Here is a 16,791-nt window from a genome sequence, read left to right as displayed (position 1 = left end):
CCGCCTCTCGCCGCATCCCTGCGGCTCGCCCTGGAATCCCTCCCTCGCTCAGCGGGTTGGGATGTCGCCTCAACACCCGCGCTGTAGCATCAATGCATGTTCCTGAATCATCATCGCTGTTGCGCTTGTAGGGTCGCCATTCATGGCGACCAGGTTACCCCCGCGGAGCCAGTGCCTTGCTTAACTGACGAGCATTATGCCATTCATGGCTACCTGGTTTTACAATGGCTCGGTCTGCGCCTCCACTACCGCTAACGCCACCATATTCACAATGCGCCGCACCGAGGCGATGCGCGTCAACACATGTACCGGCTTGCTAATCCCCATTAACACCGGCCCCACTGTTACGCCTTCGGAACAGGAGACGCGCAGCAGGTTATAGCTGATGCGCGCCGCCTCCACGTTTGGCATGATCAGCAAATTAGCCGTGCCTTTCAGCGGACTATCCGGCATCAGCTCGCGGCGAATAGTCTCCACCAGCGCAGCATCGCCGTGCATCTCACCATCAATCTCTAAATTCGGCGCACGTTGCTGGATCAGCGCCAGCACTTCGCGCATCTTACGCGCGCCCGGCGCGTTTGAGGTACCAAAGCTGGAATGAGACAGCAGCGCCACGCGCGGCTCAATACCAAAGCGGCGCACGGTTTCCGCCGCCAGCAGCGTAATATCCGCCAATTGCTCCGCGCTGGGGTCTTCATTGACGTACGTATCAGCGATAAAGGTATTGCCGCTCGGCAGTAACAGCGCATTCATCGCGCCCGCCACTTTCACGTCATCGCGCAGGCCAAACACTTTCTCCACCACGTCGTAATGTTCCTGATAATCGCCAATGGTGCCACAGATCAGCGCGTCCGCTTCTCCGCGATGCACCATGATCGCGCCAATCAGCGTCGGATTGCCAATCACCGCACGCTGCGCGGTTTCCGGCGTGACGCCACGCCGTTTCATGATCTGGTAATACTCGCTCCAGTACGCTTTGAAACGCGGATCGGATTCGTTATTAACGATCTCAAAATCCTTACCCGCTTCGATTTTTAATCCCTGCTTTTGCAGGCGCATAGCGATCACGTTGGGACGACCAATCAAAATCGGCTTCGCCAGCCCGAGCGTCACCAGCTCCTGGGTGGCATGCAGCACGCGCACCTCCTCACCTTCTGCCATCACCACGCGTTTCGGATCTTTACGCGCCTGCGAAAAAATCGGCTTCATAAACAGGTTAGTTTTGTAGACGAACTCGGTGAGCTGCTCGCGATAGGCATCAAAATCACTGATGGGCCGCGTGGCGACGCCCGACTCCATCGCCGCTTTCGCTACCGCTGGCGCAATCTGCACAATTAATCGCGGATCAAAGGGTTTAGGAATCAGATATTCCGGGCCGAAGCTTAAATCCTGATCGTCATACGCTGAGGCCACCACATCGCTCTGTTCCGCCTGCGCCAACGCGGCAATGGCGTGCACCGCCGCCAGCTTCATCTGTTCGTTAATGGCGGTGGCGCCCACGTCCAGCGCGCCACGGAAGATAAACGGGAAGCACAGCACGTTGTTCACCTGATTGGGGAAATCAGAGCGCCCGGTGCAGATAATTACGTCGGGCCGCACCTGCTTCGCCAGCGGCGGCATAATTTCCGGCTCAGGATTAGCCAGCGCCAGAATCAGCGGATCCTGCGCCATCTTCTGCACCATCTCCGGCGTCAGCGCTTTCGGGCCGGAACAGCCAAGGAAAATATCTGCGCCGCCAATCACCTCATCCAGCGCGCGCGCGCCGCTATCGGCAACCGCATATTCGGCTTTGGTCGGTGTCATATTCGGTTCGCGATCGCGATAGATCACCCCTTTGGAATCGCATACCACAATGTTGTGCTTCTGCATGCCGAGCGCCACCAGCAGATTCAGGCAGGCGATGGCCGAGGCGCCCGCGCCCGATACCACCAGCCGCACATCGCTAATGGCTTTTTTGACGATGGTTAAACCGTTGAGTACCGCGGCGGTGCAGATGATTGCCGTACCGTGCTGATCGTCATGAAACACCGGAATCTGCATGCGCTGGCGCAGCTGCTGTTCAATGTAAAAACACTCCGGTGCCTTAATATCTTCAAGATTAATGCCACCGAAGGTGGGCTCCAGCGCAGCAATCACCTCAATGAGCTTATCGGGATCGTGCTCATCAATTTCGATATCAAACACGTCAATACCGGCGAACTTCTTAAACAGCACGCCCTTGCCTTCCATCACCGGCTTACTGGCCAGTGCACCAATGTTGCCGAGCCCCAGCACCGCGGTGCCGTTGGTGATCACCGCCACCAGATTGCCGCGCGCGGTGTATTTCCGCGCCGCCAGCGGGTCGGCAGCAATTTCCAGACAAGGCGCGGCCACGCCGGGCGAATAGGCCAGCGCCAAATCGCGCTGCGTAGCTAACGGCTTGGTGGGTGAAACCTGAATTTTTCCGGGGGTGGGAAATTGGTGGAAATCGAGAGCGCTTTGCTTGAGTTGTTCGTCCATTAGGCATCCTGTGGCGCAGCTAAATGAGCGTTCAGTATAGGAATCTACGCCACAAAGAAGGGTGAAGGCGCTCAAAGAACCCGCAGTCTTAAAGGCACGGATTGCTACCGCTTCGCCTGCGGCTTTGCCACAGCCTGCTATCCTTATTGATGGCAAAAAGCGTAGCTGAACCGATTAAGGCCCGTCCTCCTTTCACTATCGCACCTCTTAAGCGCCACGACGGCACAATCAGAGAAAACGCATTTTCTTCGTGCAACGTCTGTAGCACTGTGTTGGACCACGACTTAACAGGAATGGGTGCAACACCTTTGCCCACATTATTGCTAATCAAGGAGTTAAGCGATGAACCAGCTAGACGCACTAAAACAGTACACCACCGTGGTGGCCGACAGCGGCGATATTGAATCTATTCGTAATTATCACCCGCAAGACGCGACCACTAACCCATCACTGATTCTGAAAGCCGCCGGTCTCGAGGGTTACAAACATCTGATTGATGACGCCATCGACTACGCGAAAAAACAGGGCGGCAGCAAAGAGACGCAAATCATCAACGCCAGCGACAAAGTGGCGATCAACCTCGGTATGGAAATTCTGAAAAGCATACCGGGCCGTGTTTCGACCGAAGTGGATGCGCGCCTCTCCTTCGATCGTGGCATGTGTGTCACCAAAGCTGAGAAACTGGTGCGCCTGTACGAAGAGTACGGCATCGACCGCTCACGCATTCTGATCAAACTGGCTTCCACCTGGGAAGGCATCAAAGCCGCTGAGGAGCTGGAGAAGAACGGCATTCAGTGCAACCTGACGCTGCTGTTCTCCTTCGCGCAGGCCCGCGCCTGTGCCGAAGCCGGTGTATTCCTGATTTCACCGTTTGTTGGCCGTATTTATGACTGGTACAACTCACGCAAGCCGATCGACCCGTATGTGGTCGACGAAGATCCAGGCGTGAAATCTGTGCGTCGTATCTACGATTACTACAAAAAGCACCGTTACAGCACCGTCATCATGGGTGCCAGCTTCCGTAAAGTAGAGCAAATTCAGGCACTGGCCGGCTGCGACCGCCTGACCATTTCGCCTAACCTGCTGGAAGAGCTGGCCAACAGCGATGCGCCGCTGGAACGTAAGCTGGAGCCATCAACTGAAGGCTTCCATCAACCGGCTTCACTGTCAGAAGCGGAATTCCGCTGGGAACATAATCAGGATCCGATGGCGGTTGAGAAGCTGTCAGACGGCATCCGCCAGTTCGCCATCGACCAGCAGAAGCTGGAAGACGTCCTCTCGTCACGTCTGTAACCCGCAATCACTCTTATGGCGGATGAGCAACGGCTTGTCCGCTATCGCCAAATCACAAGGGAGAACCTTATGTCTTCACGCAGAGAGTTGGCTAACGCCATTCGTGCACTCAGCATGGATGCGGTACAAAAAGCAAATTCCGGCCACCCCGGCATGCCGATGGGTATGGCTGATATCGCCGAAGTGTTATGGCGCGATGTGCTGAAACACAACCCGAATAACCCGGCATGGGCCGACCGTGACCGCTTTATTCTTTCCAACGGTCACGGTTCGATGCTGCTTTACAGTTTGCTGCACCTCACCGGTTACGATCTGCCGATGGAAGAGCTGAAGAACTTCCGTCAGCTGCACTCAAAAACGCCGGGCCACCCGGAAATTGGCTATACGCCGGGCGTAGAAACCACCACCGGTCCGCTGGGCCAGGGCTTAGCTAATGCGGTGGGTTTGGCGATTGCCGAACGTACGCTGGCGGCGCAGTTCAACCGTCCCGGCCACGACATTGTTGACCATCACACCTACGTGTTTATGGGCGATGGCTGTTTGATGGAAGGCATCTCGCACGAAGTGAGTTCGCTGGCGGGTACGCTGGGCCTCGGCAAACTGATTGGTTTCTACGATCACAACGGCATCTCGATTGATGGTGAAACCGAAGGCTGGTTCACCGATGACACCCACAAACGCTTCGAAGCCTATAACTGGCATGTTGTGGGCAGCGCCGAAGGCATTGACGGCCACGACTCGGCAGCGATCGCCGCCGCCATCAAAGAAGCGCAAAGCGTTACAGATAAGCCTTCACTGATTATTTGCCGCACCACCATTGGCTTCGGCTCGCCGAATAAAGCCGGTAAAGAGGAGTCGCACGGCGCAGCGCTGGGCGAAGAGGAAGTGGCGCTGACGCGGCAGAAACTGGGCTGGCACTATCCGCCGTTTGAGATCCCAAAAGAGATTTACCAGCAATGGGATGCCAAAGAAGCAGGAGCGCAGCGTGAGAAATCCTGGGATGAGAAATTTGCCGCGTATAAATCGGCGCATCCTGAGCTGGCGCAAGAGTTCTCGCGTCGCCTAAACGGTGAAATGCCGGCGAACTGGGAGAGCGAAGCGCAGAAGTTTGTTGAACAGCTGCAGGCTAACCCGCAAAAAATCGCCAGCCGCAAAGCCTCACAAAATACGCTGGAAGTGTTCGGTAAACTGCTGCCGGAATTCCTTGGCGGTTCAGCCGATCTGGCGCCAAGTAACCTCACCATTTGGTCGGGCTCGAAATCGATCAAAGAGGATACCGCGGGTAACTACATTCACTACGGCGTGCGTGAGTTTGGCATGACGGCGATTGGCAACGGTATCGCCCATCACGGCGGTTTTGTGCCTTACACCGCCACCTTCCTGATGTTCGTTGAGTACGCGCGTAATGCGGTGCGCATGGCGGCGTTGATGAAAGCGCGTCAGGTATTGGTGTATACGCATGACTCGATCGGCCTTGGCGAAGATGGCCCAACCCACCAGCCGGTTGAGCAGATCGCCAGCCTGCGCGTGACGCCAAATCTCAGCCTGTGGCGTCCATGTGACCAGGTAGAAACTGCGGTGGCGTGGAAAGCCGCCGTTGAGCGCCATCATGGCCCAACCGCGCTGATCCTGTCGCGTCAGAACCTGCTGCAGCCGGAACGCAGCCAGGAGCAGGTAGCGAATATCGCACGCGGTGGCTATGTGCTGAAAGACAGCGCAGGCACGCCGGACGCGATCATTATCGCCACCGGTTCGGAGATCGAAATCGCGCTTGGCGCGGCGGAGAAACTGACCGCGGGCGGCCACAACATCCGCGTCGTTTCACTGCCGAGCACCGACGTGTTTGATAAGCAGGATGCGGCGTATCGCGAATCGGTGCTGCCATCCGGCGTGAAGGCGCGCGTGGCGGTGGAAGCCGGCATTGCCGATTACTGGTACAAGTATGTCGGTCTGGACGGCGCGATTGTCGGCATGACCACCTTCGGTGAGTCAGCACCGGCCGGCAAACTGTTCCCGGAATTCGGTTTCACCGTGGAGAACATCGTTAGCCACACTGAAGCCTTACTCAAGCCGCACTAATCGATCTGGCCCTGCGTCTTTTTGGCGTAAGGGCCATTTTTTGATCACAGCCTGATACAGAAAAAAATCCGCTCTGCCCTCTTCACGCCTCGCTCAAACTGATTACTATAAGCTTTCCTCCGATTCTCATAGCGGACGCTTTCCCGTTGAAAAAACGTACTCCTTTTTTACTGGCCTTAATGGTTTCAGTGCTTCCATTAAAAAGCATGGCGCAGTCGTCACCCGATCCGCTGCTGGCATCGCAGATTGTTGATCGCTATGCCGAGCACATTTTCTATGGCAGCGGCGCAACCGGCATGGCGCTGGTCGCGATTGATGGCAATCAGCGTGTCTTCGCCAGCTTTGGTGATACGCGTCCTGGCAATAACGTGCGTCCGCAGCAGGATTCGGTGATCCGTATCGCCTCGCTAAGCAAGCTAATGACCAGCGAAGTGATGGTAAAGATGGCCGAGCGCGGTCAAATCCGTCTTGACGATCCGCTGAGCAAATACGCGCCGCCCGGAGCACGCGTGCCGAGCTATAACGGCCAACCGATTCGCCTGATTAACCTGTCAACCCACACCAGCGGCCTGCCGCGCGAGCAGCCTGGCGGCAAACCGCATCGTCCGGTGTTTGTCTGGCCGACCAAATCCGATCGCTGGCAGTGGCTCAGCGGTGCTGAACTGAAAGCGACGCCCGGCTCGCGCGCGGCTTATTCTAATCTGGGATTTGATCTGCTGAGCGATGCTTTAGCCAAAGCGGCGGGCACGCCTTATCCAGCGCTGCTGCAGCAGCTGGTGACGCGTCCGCTCGGTATGAAAGACACCACTTTCACGCCGTCACCGGATCAGTGTCAGCGTTTGATGGTGGCGGAAAAAGGTGCCAGCCCGTGTAACAACACGCTGGCCGCGATTGGCAGCGGTGGCGTTTACTCGACACCAGACGATATGGGGCGCTGGATGCAGCAGTTCCTCAATTCGGCGGTTAATCACCGCACGCCGCAGATCGATCGTCTGCAAACCCTGATTTACCGTCGCGACCAACTAACGAAAGTTGAAGGCATGGATGTACCGGGCCGCGCCGACGCGCTGGGCATGGGTTGGGTGTATATGGGGCCGAAGGAGGGTCGTCCGGGGATTATTCAGAAAACCGGCGGCGGCGGCGGTTTCATCACCTATATGGCGATGGTGCCACAGCACAACGTTGGTGTATTTGTGGTGGTGACGCGTTCGCCACTCACGCGTTTCACCCCGATGAGCGATGGCGTAAACAACATGCTAACCGAACTGGTGGGCAATCAGTCCGGTTCACCGATGACGGTGCAGGCAATTCGGTAATGGGTGAGTGGCGGTCGCCATAAATGGCGACCCTACGGTTGTTTTGTAGGGTGCGCATTTATGCGCACCTGGTTAACGCGATTGCACCGGATTCTGAGATTCGCTAATCCATAACGTAGGCCAATCCTCACTGCTGTGCCATGCATCGCAGATCTTCTCTTCCGCATACTCCGCCAGCACAAACTCATTGCCGTTATATTGCCAGCGCGTCGCCACGCCGCAATCGCCCAATCCCCGCCCTTTACTGAAGGTATAAAGCAGCCCATTGCTGGCATCGAATTCCGCATTCACCAGCTCCAGCTGCGTGTCGCTACGGGAAGGCGGGGTAAACGGCAGCGTTAAACTCAAGCCGCGCGATACATACGGCGCGCTGCGCGTCACTTCAAATGCCAGATCGATAACGTTGTAAGCGCCGGTTTCGCAGCTGACCAGCAGCAACGCTTTACTGTCGGTGAGCGGCGATACGCTCACTTCGCGCCGCAGCGGATCGAGCGAGCAGTTATCGGTATTCACGCGCCAGGTGCCGTAATCAATCAATCCGCTGGTCTCTTCCTGGGTTAACGGCGCTGGCGACGGCAACGGTGCAGGGAGCTGCGGCAGCATCGGCTGTGGCGGCACATCCCATTGCACACGGTCGCCACGTTTCACCCAGGCACTTACACCGTTCACCCTGCCCTGCACGTCATCCATGAGTAACAGCGCTGCCTTCATCCCGCTGAGGGGAACGGTAGCGCTCGCTTTGTAGGTTAATTGCAGATTCTGTGCATCCAGCGTCTGCGCCAGGAACTCGTCGATGGCGATAGCATTGCTGGTTGCAAGGTGATGCGGTTCCACCGTCCAGTGTTTGAGATCGGGTGTCAGCCGGCGCTGATCGAGCAGCAGGTTATCTTTCAGCGGACCGCCGGACAGTTCACCGCTGTAGGCGCTACCGTAATCGATGCGCAGCAGCGGGCGATCGTTGACGCCAGCATGACGTGAGAGAGTCATCACCAGGCCATTATCCCCGGGGAAACTGCGAGCCACGCAAAAAGCCGCATTGTTGCAGGTCAGCTGCCAGTCAGAAAATGACTTTTGCAGTGGCTGGGCCTGCACGCACGCGACAAAGAGAAAAGGCAATAAAAGCAGTAATTTCATCCAATACGACATCAAAAAAATCGGTCCCCAAATTCCTGGAAAGAAAATGATAGCGCAACGGGAACGCTGTCAGCAGGCCTAAACTGTGAGCCGGCCCTAATAGTGAGGTTAACTGCTGGAAAAGCAGGCACCTTATGGCGATCGGGTACTGGATGACGCAATGCCTTCATCATCCGTTTTGACCGATTACTGCTCAATCGGATTCGTCGCACTCTTGGTGCGCAATCACAAAACGGTCAAATACACACAAACGGTCATAACCGGTCATGTCGGCTTAATTGTATGCTGGCAGCGTTCAACGCGCGTAGCGCATTACTCCCGGCGCTTTAGCGGTATTTTTGTGATGAATATCACTTAATTTTGATAACCAGACATCTCATTTACATTAATTACAGATCCAAATCACTCTAATCAGCTCAGGCATTTTTACCTCCACGGACTCGTGTGCAGTCCACACTTTCCTGCGGCGCAATCCAGTAATTTATAACCATCGGAGGGCAGTTATGTTGCCGATTGAAAGACAGCAAAGAATTATTGACGAATTAAATTTAAATGGTCGGGTCATTGTCGCTGAATTAGTCACGTTATGTCAGGTTTCACAAGAAACCATTCGTCGTGATTTAACTCAGCTGGAGAAACGTGGGCTGCTGCAACGCAGCCACGGCGGTGCGGTACCAGCAAAACGACAGGCTGCCAACATTCAGGGGAATACACGTGGTGTTAACGAGTTTGAATTATCTTTCCGCCAGAGAATAAATGAACATGTTGATGCCAAAATGGCGATTGCCAAACGCGCACTCGATTTCATTAGCCCCGGCGATTGTATATTACTCGATAGCAGCACCACATGCTGGTATTTAGCGCGACAGCTACCGGATATTGAATTAACGGTATTAACCAATTCCATCAGAATTGTGCAAACCCTTGCGGCGCGGGGCAGTATCCGCACCATATGTCTGGGGGGAGAATATTCTGACCGTTATGAAGATTTCCACGGCGTAGTCGCCGAGCAACCGCTCAGGGAATTTCAGATTAATAAGATCTTTTTTTCCTGTAGCAGTTTAGGCAATGACGGTTATTTACGTGAAGGTAACGAAAACAACGCACATTTAAAACAGCAAATGTTATTAGCAGCAGAAAGAAAACATCTGCTGCTGGATGGAAGTAAATTCCTGCGGCCCTCATTCGCGCGTATTTGCCACTATCGCGATGTGGACTTTCTCATTACTGACCAATTAAAAGACAAAGAGCTGGAACAAGAATTAGCGTGGAACGGCGTCAATGTTATTGATTGCTCCCAGCGCAGCCATTCTATGCAGCTAATAAAAAATTAAATCGGAGTCTTTATGAAAAAACATCTTATCGCCTGTTCTCTCCTCGCACTGTTTGCCGCCACCGGGGCGCACGCTGCTGACAAATTACGTATGGGCATCGTGGTGAAGATTGGCGGTATCCCGTGGTTCAACGCCATGGAGGCGGGCATCAAGAGTGAAGCGGCCAAGCGCGGTATTGACGCGTGGATGGTGGGTCCAACCGCAGCCGACCCCGCTTTGCAGGTGCGTGCTATCGAAGATTTGATTGCGCAGAAAGTCGACATCATTGGCGTGGTGCCGAATGACCCGAAAGTGCTGGAGCCGGTGCTGAAACGCGCGCGTGATGCCGGCATTGAAGTCATCACCCACGAATCACCGGATCAGAAAGGTGCCAACTGGGACTTTGAACTGGTGGATGCGCCAACGCACGGCATCAACCACATGAAAGCGCTGGCGAAGTGCATGCATGAAGAGGGCAAATATGCCATGTACGTCGGCAGCCTGACCGTGCCGCTGCATCAGCAGTGGACCGACGCCGCGCTGAACTACCAGAAAGAACACTACCCGAAAATGCAGATGGTGACTGACAAGTTCGGCGTGGGCGAATCGCTGGATGACTCGATTCGCACCACCAACGAACTGATGTCTAAGTACCCGGATCTGAAAGGCATTATGGCCTTCGGTTCACAAGGCCCAATTGGCGCCGGCCGCGCGGTAATGAACCGTAACAAGATTGACCAGGTTTGCGTAATTGGCGCCTTCAGCCCGGGCCAGGGCGCATCGCTGGTGCAGCGCGGTGCCATTAAAGGCGGCTATATCTGGAATCCGCAAACCGCTGGCGAAGTGTTTGTGCGCATCGCCGACATGATGCAGAAGAAAGAGGCTATCACCGACGGAATGACCATCGAGGGTTTGGGCAAAGTGAAGGTTGATGAGGCGACGCACACCATCCTCGGCAATAACACCGAAAGCCTGGACAAAGAGAATCTGCCAAAACTGGTGAAAATGGGGCTGTAATGATGAATGAGGTGATCCCACAGACGCTAATTGCGCTCGACAACCTGTCGAAAACATTTGGTGGCAATCGCGCACTGAGCGATATCTCGCTGACCCTACTGGCTGGCGAAGTGCACTGTCTCGCTGGCACCAACGGCTGTGGCAAAAGCACCTTAATCAAAGTCATTTCCGGGGTGCACGCCCCGGATAGCGGCAGCCGTATTACGCTGGGTGAAGGCCCCAGCTTCCCGCGTCTGACCACCCGTCAGGCGCGTGACTTCGGCATCCAGGTGATTTACCAGGATCTGTCGCTGTTCCCCAATCTCAGCGTGGCGGAAAACATCGCCTTTGAGCACAACCTGAATAGCCTGCTCGGCTGGCATCGCCAGGCCAAACTGCGTGCAACGGCACAGCGCATCATTGATGAATTGAAGTTCGAACTCAATCTGGATGAAAAAGTGTCGTCCCTGTCGATTGCGCAGCGCCAGCAGGTGGCGATTTGTCGTGCGCTGGTTGCCGATGCGCGGCTGGTGATTATGGATGAGCCAACGGCATCATTAACGCGTACCGAAGTGAATCAGCTGCTGCGCACCGTGCGTTACCTGAAAGACAAAAACATCTGCGTGGTGTTTGTCAGCCATCGTCTGGATGAAGTGCTGGAGATCTCCGACCGCGTTACGGTAATCCGCGATGGCCGCAAAATGGGCTGCTGGCCCGCCAAAGAGATGACGCCGCACCATCTCACCGAACTGATGACCGGGCTGAAGCTCGACTATCAGCTAAAAACGCCGACCCGCAATGACGATCGCTTGATTCTCGAAGTCGAGAAACTGACGCGTGCTGGCCAATATCACGACGTTAATTTCAAACTCTATCAGGGCGAAGTGCTCGGCCTATGCGGCCTGCTCGGCTCCGGCCGCACCGAACTGGCATTGTCACTGTTTGGCATGACCAAACCGGACAGCGGCAAGATCTGGCTCGACAGCAAACCGGTGCGCTTTCGTGGCCATGAAGATGCCATTAAGGCCGGGATCGGTTATGTCTCCGAAGATCGCCTCACCCTCGGTTTGGTGCAGCAGCAATCGGTGGCCGACAACATGGTGCTGCCGATCCTCGACAAGCTGCAAAACCGTTTTCGCATTATTGATGAGTACCGCAAGAACAAGTTGATCCTGCAGTGGATTCAGCAGCTCGGCGTGCGCGTCGCCGATCCCAATCTGGCGATCTCCACGCTCTCCGGCGGTAATCAGCAGAAAATCGTGCTGGCGAAGTGGGTGCTGACGCAGCCGCGTATTTTGATTCTTGATTCGCCGACGGTCGGCGTAGATGTCGGCGCTAAAGCCAGTATCTATCAGCTGATTCATGCGCTGGCGAAGGAGGGTCTGTCGATCATTCTGATTTCCGATGAGGTGCCCGAAGTTTGGTACAACTGCGACCGCATCCTGCACTTCCGTGATGGCACCGTTCATGCCGAATACCAACCCGATACCGTTGAGCAACACCAGCTGGCAGAGGTGATCAATGCCTGATTTTTCTCGTTTACGCCCGCACTCCAGCCAGGGCTGGCTCGCCTGGGTACTGCTGGCTTTTATCCTGTTCTTCTCCGCCGCCAGCGACCAGTTCCTGACGGTGCAAAACCTGCTCGATCTGGCGGAAAGCTACGCCGTCACCGGCATCTTCGCGCTCGGCCTGTTTGTGGTGCTGGTGACCGGTGGCATCGACATCTCCTTCGCGGCGGTGGCGTCGGTGGTGCAATACCTGATCGCCTCGCTGTTTGTGCAGTTCCAGTTTGATAACGCCGTGCTCAGCATCTTGCTGGCGGTGGTGTGCGGCACGCTGTTTGGCGTGATTAACGCCCTGCTGATTACCACGCTGCGCGTGGTGTCGATCATCATCACCATCAGCATGCAGTCGCTGCTGTTTGGTCTGCTGATGTGGGTGACCGGCGGCAAAAGTCTCTATTCATTGCCGGATTGGTGGATCACCCTGCGCAGCGTGCTGCCGTTTACGTGGCAAGGCAACAGCTTCCAGCTTGGCTTGCCGCTGGTGACCATGTTGGTGATTGCCGGATTGACCGCGCTTCTGCTGAACAAAACCAATCTGGGTCGCCAGCTGTATGCGGTAGGCGGCGATGCCGAATCAGCGCGCCGTATCGGTATTCGCGTGGGTCTGATTCATTTGTTCGCCTACGGCTGGCTGGGTGCGATGGCGGCGATTGGCGGGCTGGTGCAGGTCTATCGCATGGGTGAAGTGGTGCCGAATGCGCTGGTCGGCGGCGAGCTGGATGTGCTGGCGGCCACCGTACTCGGCGGTGCCAGCCTGATGGGCGGCAAAGGCACGGTGAGCGGCACGCTAATGGGCGTCTTCCTTATCGCCATTCTGAAGAACGGCCTCAACCTGATTGGCGTCTCCAACTACTTCATGAACATCGTGGTGGGCGGCGTGATCATGGTGGCCATCGCCGTGACTCATTACAAAAAACGTAAAGAAACTGACGTCAGTTTCGTCTGACCACAGGAGCAAAAAATATGAAATCACTCTCTGCTCTGCGTCCGGACGGCACCAATATCGGCCTGATGCTGCTGATTGCGCTGGCGCTGGCGATCTTCACCGTCATGCTGCCAGGCCGCTTTCTCACCGACTCCACCTTTATGAGCATGGCGTTTCAGCTGCCCGAACTCGGTTTGCTGACGCTGGCGATGTTTATCGCGATTCTCAGCGGCGGCCTCAATCTGGCGATTATTGCCACCGCCAACCTGACGGCGCTGTTTATCGCCTGGACGCTGATGAGCGCCCTGCCCGCCGATGCTGGCACCGGCATGCAGCTGCTGTGGCTACTGATGGCAATTATTGGCGCAATGCTGATCGCCACGGTGATTGGCGTGATTACCGGCGTGATGGTCACGCGCATCGGTGCGCACCCGATTCTGGTGACGCTGGCCACCATGATGACGCTCAACGGTATCGGCATCTGGCTGACCAAAGGCGCGGCGGTGAGCGGCATGCCGTCGGTGGTGCAGGCGCTCGGTTCCGATACGCTGCTCGGCGTCCCGCTGCCGCTGTGGGTATTTCTGATTGCCGCCGCGCTGCTGGCGCTGTTCCTCGGCAAAACCCGCGCCGGTAAATGCATCTACATGGGCGGCAGCAACATCAACGCCACCTGGTTCAGCGGTATTAATACCCATCGTATGGTGATTCTGGTGTACGTCATCTCCAGCCTGCTGTGCGTGTTAGCCGGATTGATCATGATGGCGCGCTTTAACTCGGCGCGTATGGGCTACGGCGACGCTTACCTGCTGTTAACGGTGCTGGCGATCATCCTCGGCGGTACCGATCCCAACGGCGGTTTTGGGCGCGTCACCGGCGTGGTGCTGGCGCTGATCGCGCTGCAAGTGCTCTCCACCGGTTTCAACCTGATGAACATCAGCCAGCACGTCAGCCTGGCGATGTGGGGCGCGGTGCTGATTGTGGTGCTGGCCTTCAAACAATTTAAAACCCGCTTTAACGAACATCGTGCCGTCAAGCTCAGCAAACTGGCTGCGGCGCTTAACCCTTTGACCGAAAAAAAGGAAGTATGATGCGTATTCAAGTCTCCCCGTCGTTGATGTGTATGAATCTGATGGAGATCAAGCACCAGCTCGCCGTGCTGGACTCCCGCGCCGACTTCCTTCACATCGATATTATGGATGGTCACTACGTGAAAAATATCACGCTGTCGCCGTTCTTCATTGAGCAGATTCGCCCGTTTACCAAGGTGGCGCTGGATGTCCATTTGATGGTCGAGCAACCCACCGATTTCATTGAAGTGATTGCGAAAGCCGGTGCGGATTACATCTGCCCGCACGCCGAAACCATCAACCGCGACGCATTCCGTGTGATCAATATGATCCGCAGCTTCGGCAAAAAAGTCGGCGTAGTGCTGAACCCGGCCACACCGGTCTCGTTTATCCATCACTACATTCATTTGGTGGATAAGATCACCGTGATGACAGTCGATCCGGGCTATGCCGGACAGCCGTTTATTCCGGAAATGGTGCAGAAGGTGCAAGAGCTGAAAACGCTAAAGCAGACCAACGGCTATCACTATCTGATTGAGATTGATGGCTCCTGCAATACTCGTACTTACAACACGCTGGTTGGCGCTGGCGCAGAAGTGCTGATTGTCGGCACCTCCGGTCTGTTCAATATTCACGACGATCTGGAAACCGCCTGGAACATGATGCGCGAAAGCATTGATGAGGCTCAGGGATTGGCGCAGGTATCCGCATGAAAAAATGCTGGCTCGGTATCGACATTGGCGGCACCGGCACACGTCTGCAGCTGATGGAAGCCGGCCGTATCTGGTCGAGCTTCCGTAAAGTGCCGACGGCCAGCTGGGCGCAGCAGCCCGATGCCTTAAGCGCATTGGGGCAGTTGATCAGTGAAACGCTGGAGCAGCAGCCGGTCAGCGGCGTGATGCTTGGCTTGCCCGGCATTCTCAGCCGCGACCGCCAGCAGGTGATTTCGCTGCCGTTTATCCAGGCGCTGGATCAGCAACCGGTTGCCGCGCTGCTCACCGAGCGGCTTGGCGTACCGGTGGCGATGGACAAAGATGTTAACCACCTGATGCTGTGGGATTTACTGCAGCTGGAGCAGCTGCCGGACAGTGCAGTGGGCTTGTATCCCGGCACCGGCATGGGCAACAGCTTGTGGCTTAACGGCCAGTTTTATCACGGTCAGCACGGCGGTGCCGGTGAACTCGGCCACGTGCCGATTGCCGGTAACCATCTGCCCTGCCCGTGCGGCAATCACGGCTGTGCGGAAACGGTGACCTCCGGCCACTGGCTGAGCCGCTGGGCAGCCAGCAACGTGCCAGAAACCGGCATGTCAGCGCTGTTTAGCCAACATCGCGAACATGCGGAGTTGCAGGCTTTTGTACAGCGGCTGGCGCAGCTGATTGCCACCGAAATGAACATCCTCGATCCGGAATACCTGATTCTCGGCGGCGGCGTGCTGGCCATGGCCGACTTCCCGCTGGCGCAGCTGCGCAGTCAGATTCAGCAGCATTTACGTCCACCCGCTACGCGTGACGGCCTGAAGATCGTGTTTAGCCAATCCACCGATCACACCGGGTGCCGCGGTGCCTGTTTAGCCGCCGAACGTCTGTTCAGGAGTGCATGATGAAAGGAAAAGTGTGTGTGTTTGGCTCGTTCAACCTCGACGTGGTGGCGGTGATGAACCGTTTCCCGATGCCCGGCGAATCGCTCACCGCCCATACCAGCATGATGGGACCGGGCGGCAAAGGCGCCAACCAGGCGACGGCGGCGCTGCGTGCCGGGGCGCGCGTGCACTACATCGGCAAAATAGGTAATGATGACTTCGGCATGTTTGCGCGCCGTCATCTGGAAAAGACCGGTTTCGATGCCATTACCTTGTTTACCTGCAAAGAAAAACCGACCGGCAATGCGCTGATTTACGTGGCGGGCGACGATGCCGAGAACATGATTTCGGTCTATCCTGGCGCCAACACCACCGTGACCGCTGCGGAAGTGGCGCGCTGCCAACCCACGGTGGCTGCCGCCGATATTCTGCTGGTTCAGCTGGAGAATAACCTCAGCGCTATTCAGCGCATGATCGACAATGCGCGCGCCGGTGGCACCTTTGTGATCATGAATCCCGCACCGTGGCAGAAAGTCACAGATGCGCTGCTGGCGAAGGTGGATTTGCTGACACCTAACAGCACCGAAGCGATGCAGCTGACTGGCGTGAAGGTAACCGACTTCACCAGCGCGCAGCAGGCCGCAGAAGTGCTGCACCGCAAAGGCGCACGTCAGGTCATCATTACGCTGGGGATTGCGGGTGCCTTGCTCTCTGTTGCCGGACAACAGGCATTACGTATTCCGCTGTTTCCGGCTCAGCCGCTGGATAGCACCGGCGCGGGCGATGCCTTCAATGGCGCACTGGCGGCGCGTCTCGCTTCCGGCGATGAGCTGCCGCAGGCGGCGCTGTTTGCCGCGGCTTATGCTTCGCTGTGTGTGGAGCGTTCTGGTGCGGCACACTCGATGCCCTCTTACGCAGAAGCGCTGGCCAGGTTGCAGGCGTATCCGGATTGCATTCTGGAAGCGTTGGGTGAGTGTGTTTAAGGCAAGATGGCCACACATTCCTGTAGCGGCGCAATTTAT

13 protein-coding genes are annotated in these 16,791 nt (G+C 56.3%); 11 read left to right on the top strand and 2 right to left on the bottom strand.

The features are described from left to right. Window positions 1-219: 219 nt before the first annotated feature. Entirely contained in the window at window positions 220-2,499 is a 2,280-nt protein-coding gene (maeB, locus tag PMI17_RS17220) for an NADP-dependent oxaloacetate-decarboxylating malate dehydrogenase (protein ID WP_007890881.1), read from the bottom strand. Window positions 2,500-2,841: 342 nt separating this feature from the next. Here maeB and tal point away from each other — a divergent pair, with 342 nt between their 5' ends. The 3 genes from tal to ampH all read left to right on the top strand — a co-directional run bounded on the left by tal (window position 2,842) and on the right by ampH (window position 7,187). Further along, window positions 2,842-3,792 (top strand): transaldolase, encoded by a 951-nt coding sequence (gene tal, locus PMI17_RS17215; RefSeq protein ID WP_007890880.1) that lies wholly within the window; start codon window positions 2,842-2,844, stop codon window positions 3,790-3,792. Window positions 3,793-3,861: 69 nt separating this feature from the next. Further along, a complete protein-coding gene (tkt, locus tag PMI17_RS17210) occupies window positions 3,862-5,871 on the top strand; it encodes a transketolase (protein ID WP_007890876.1) in 2,010 nt (669 codons plus the stop codon). A 146-nt stretch (window positions 5,872-6,017) separates the two neighbouring features. Continuing rightward, complete coding sequence (gene ampH / locus PMI17_RS17205; protein WP_007890873.1) at window positions 6,018-7,187, top strand: D-alanyl-D-alanine-carboxypeptidase/endopeptidase AmpH; 1,170 nt, start codon at window positions 6,018-6,020, stop codon at window positions 7,185-7,187. Window positions 7,188-7,259: 72 nt separating this feature from the next. Here the strand turns inward: ampH and PMI17_RS17200 are convergent, their stop codons facing one another. Further along, window positions 7,260-8,333, bottom strand: a complete 1,074-nt coding sequence (locus PMI17_RS17200; RefSeq protein ID WP_007890870.1) for a DUF1176 domain-containing protein — start codon at window positions 8,331-8,333, stop codon at window positions 7,260-7,262. A gap of 491 nt (window positions 8,334-8,824) precedes the next feature. Here PMI17_RS17200 and PMI17_RS17195 point away from each other — a divergent pair, with 491 nt between their 5' ends. The 8 genes from PMI17_RS17195 to PMI17_RS17160 are packed head-to-tail and all read left to right on the top strand — an operon-like array spanning window position 8,825 to window position 16,752. Continuing rightward, the gene (locus tag PMI17_RS17195) at window positions 8,825-9,655 is read left to right on the top strand and encodes a DeoR/GlpR family DNA-binding transcription regulator (protein ID WP_007890868.1); all 831 of its coding nucleotides are present in this window, start codon (window positions 8,825-8,827) and stop codon (window positions 9,653-9,655) included. Window positions 9,656-9,667: 12 nt separating this feature from the next. Then, window positions 9,668-10,651, top strand: a complete 984-nt coding sequence (locus PMI17_RS17190; protein WP_007890867.1) for a substrate-binding domain-containing protein — start codon at window positions 9,668-9,670, stop codon at window positions 10,649-10,651. Between the two features lie 2 nt (window positions 10,652-10,653). Then, entirely contained in the window at window positions 10,654-12,159 is a 1,506-nt protein-coding gene (locus PMI17_RS17185) for a sugar ABC transporter ATP-binding protein (RefSeq protein ID WP_036621618.1), read from the top strand. Continuing rightward, window positions 12,152-13,141: an ABC transporter permease gene (locus PMI17_RS17180; RefSeq protein WP_007890860.1), complete on the top strand. Its 990-nt coding sequence runs from the start codon at window positions 12,152-12,154 to the stop codon at window positions 13,139-13,141. Before PMI17_RS17185 ends, PMI17_RS17180 begins: the two co-directional genes overlap by 8 nt. A gap of 17 nt (window positions 13,142-13,158) precedes the next feature. After that, the gene (locus PMI17_RS17175; protein WP_007890859.1) at window positions 13,159-14,208 is read left to right on the top strand and encodes an ABC transporter permease; all 1,050 of its coding nucleotides are present in this window, start codon (window positions 13,159-13,161) and stop codon (window positions 14,206-14,208) included. After that, window positions 14,208-14,900 (top strand): D-allulose 6-phosphate 3-epimerase, encoded by a 693-nt coding sequence (gene alsE, locus PMI17_RS17170; RefSeq protein WP_007890856.1) that lies wholly within the window; start codon window positions 14,208-14,210, stop codon window positions 14,898-14,900. Before PMI17_RS17175 ends, alsE begins: the two co-directional genes overlap by 1 nt. Next, entirely contained in the window at window positions 14,897-15,790 is an 894-nt protein-coding gene (gene alsK, locus PMI17_RS17165; protein ID WP_007890854.1) for an allose kinase, read from the top strand. The genes alsE and alsK overlap by 4 nt, the downstream gene beginning before the upstream one ends. After that, a complete protein-coding gene (locus PMI17_RS17160; protein WP_007890853.1) occupies window positions 15,790-16,752 on the top strand; it encodes a ribokinase in 963 nt (320 codons plus the stop codon). The genes alsK and PMI17_RS17160 overlap by 1 nt, the downstream gene beginning before the upstream one ends. The last annotated feature ends 39 nt before the right edge of the window (window positions 16,753-16,791 follow it).

Origin of the sequence: Pantoea sp. GM01 (assembly GCF_000282675.1) — a bacterium.
Lineage (GTDB): Bacteria > Pseudomonadota > Gammaproteobacteria > Enterobacterales > Enterobacteriaceae > Pantoea > Pantoea nemavictus.
The sequence above is the reverse complement of the archived record's forward strand: the minus strand, read 5'-3'. Positions and strand labels throughout refer to the sequence as shown.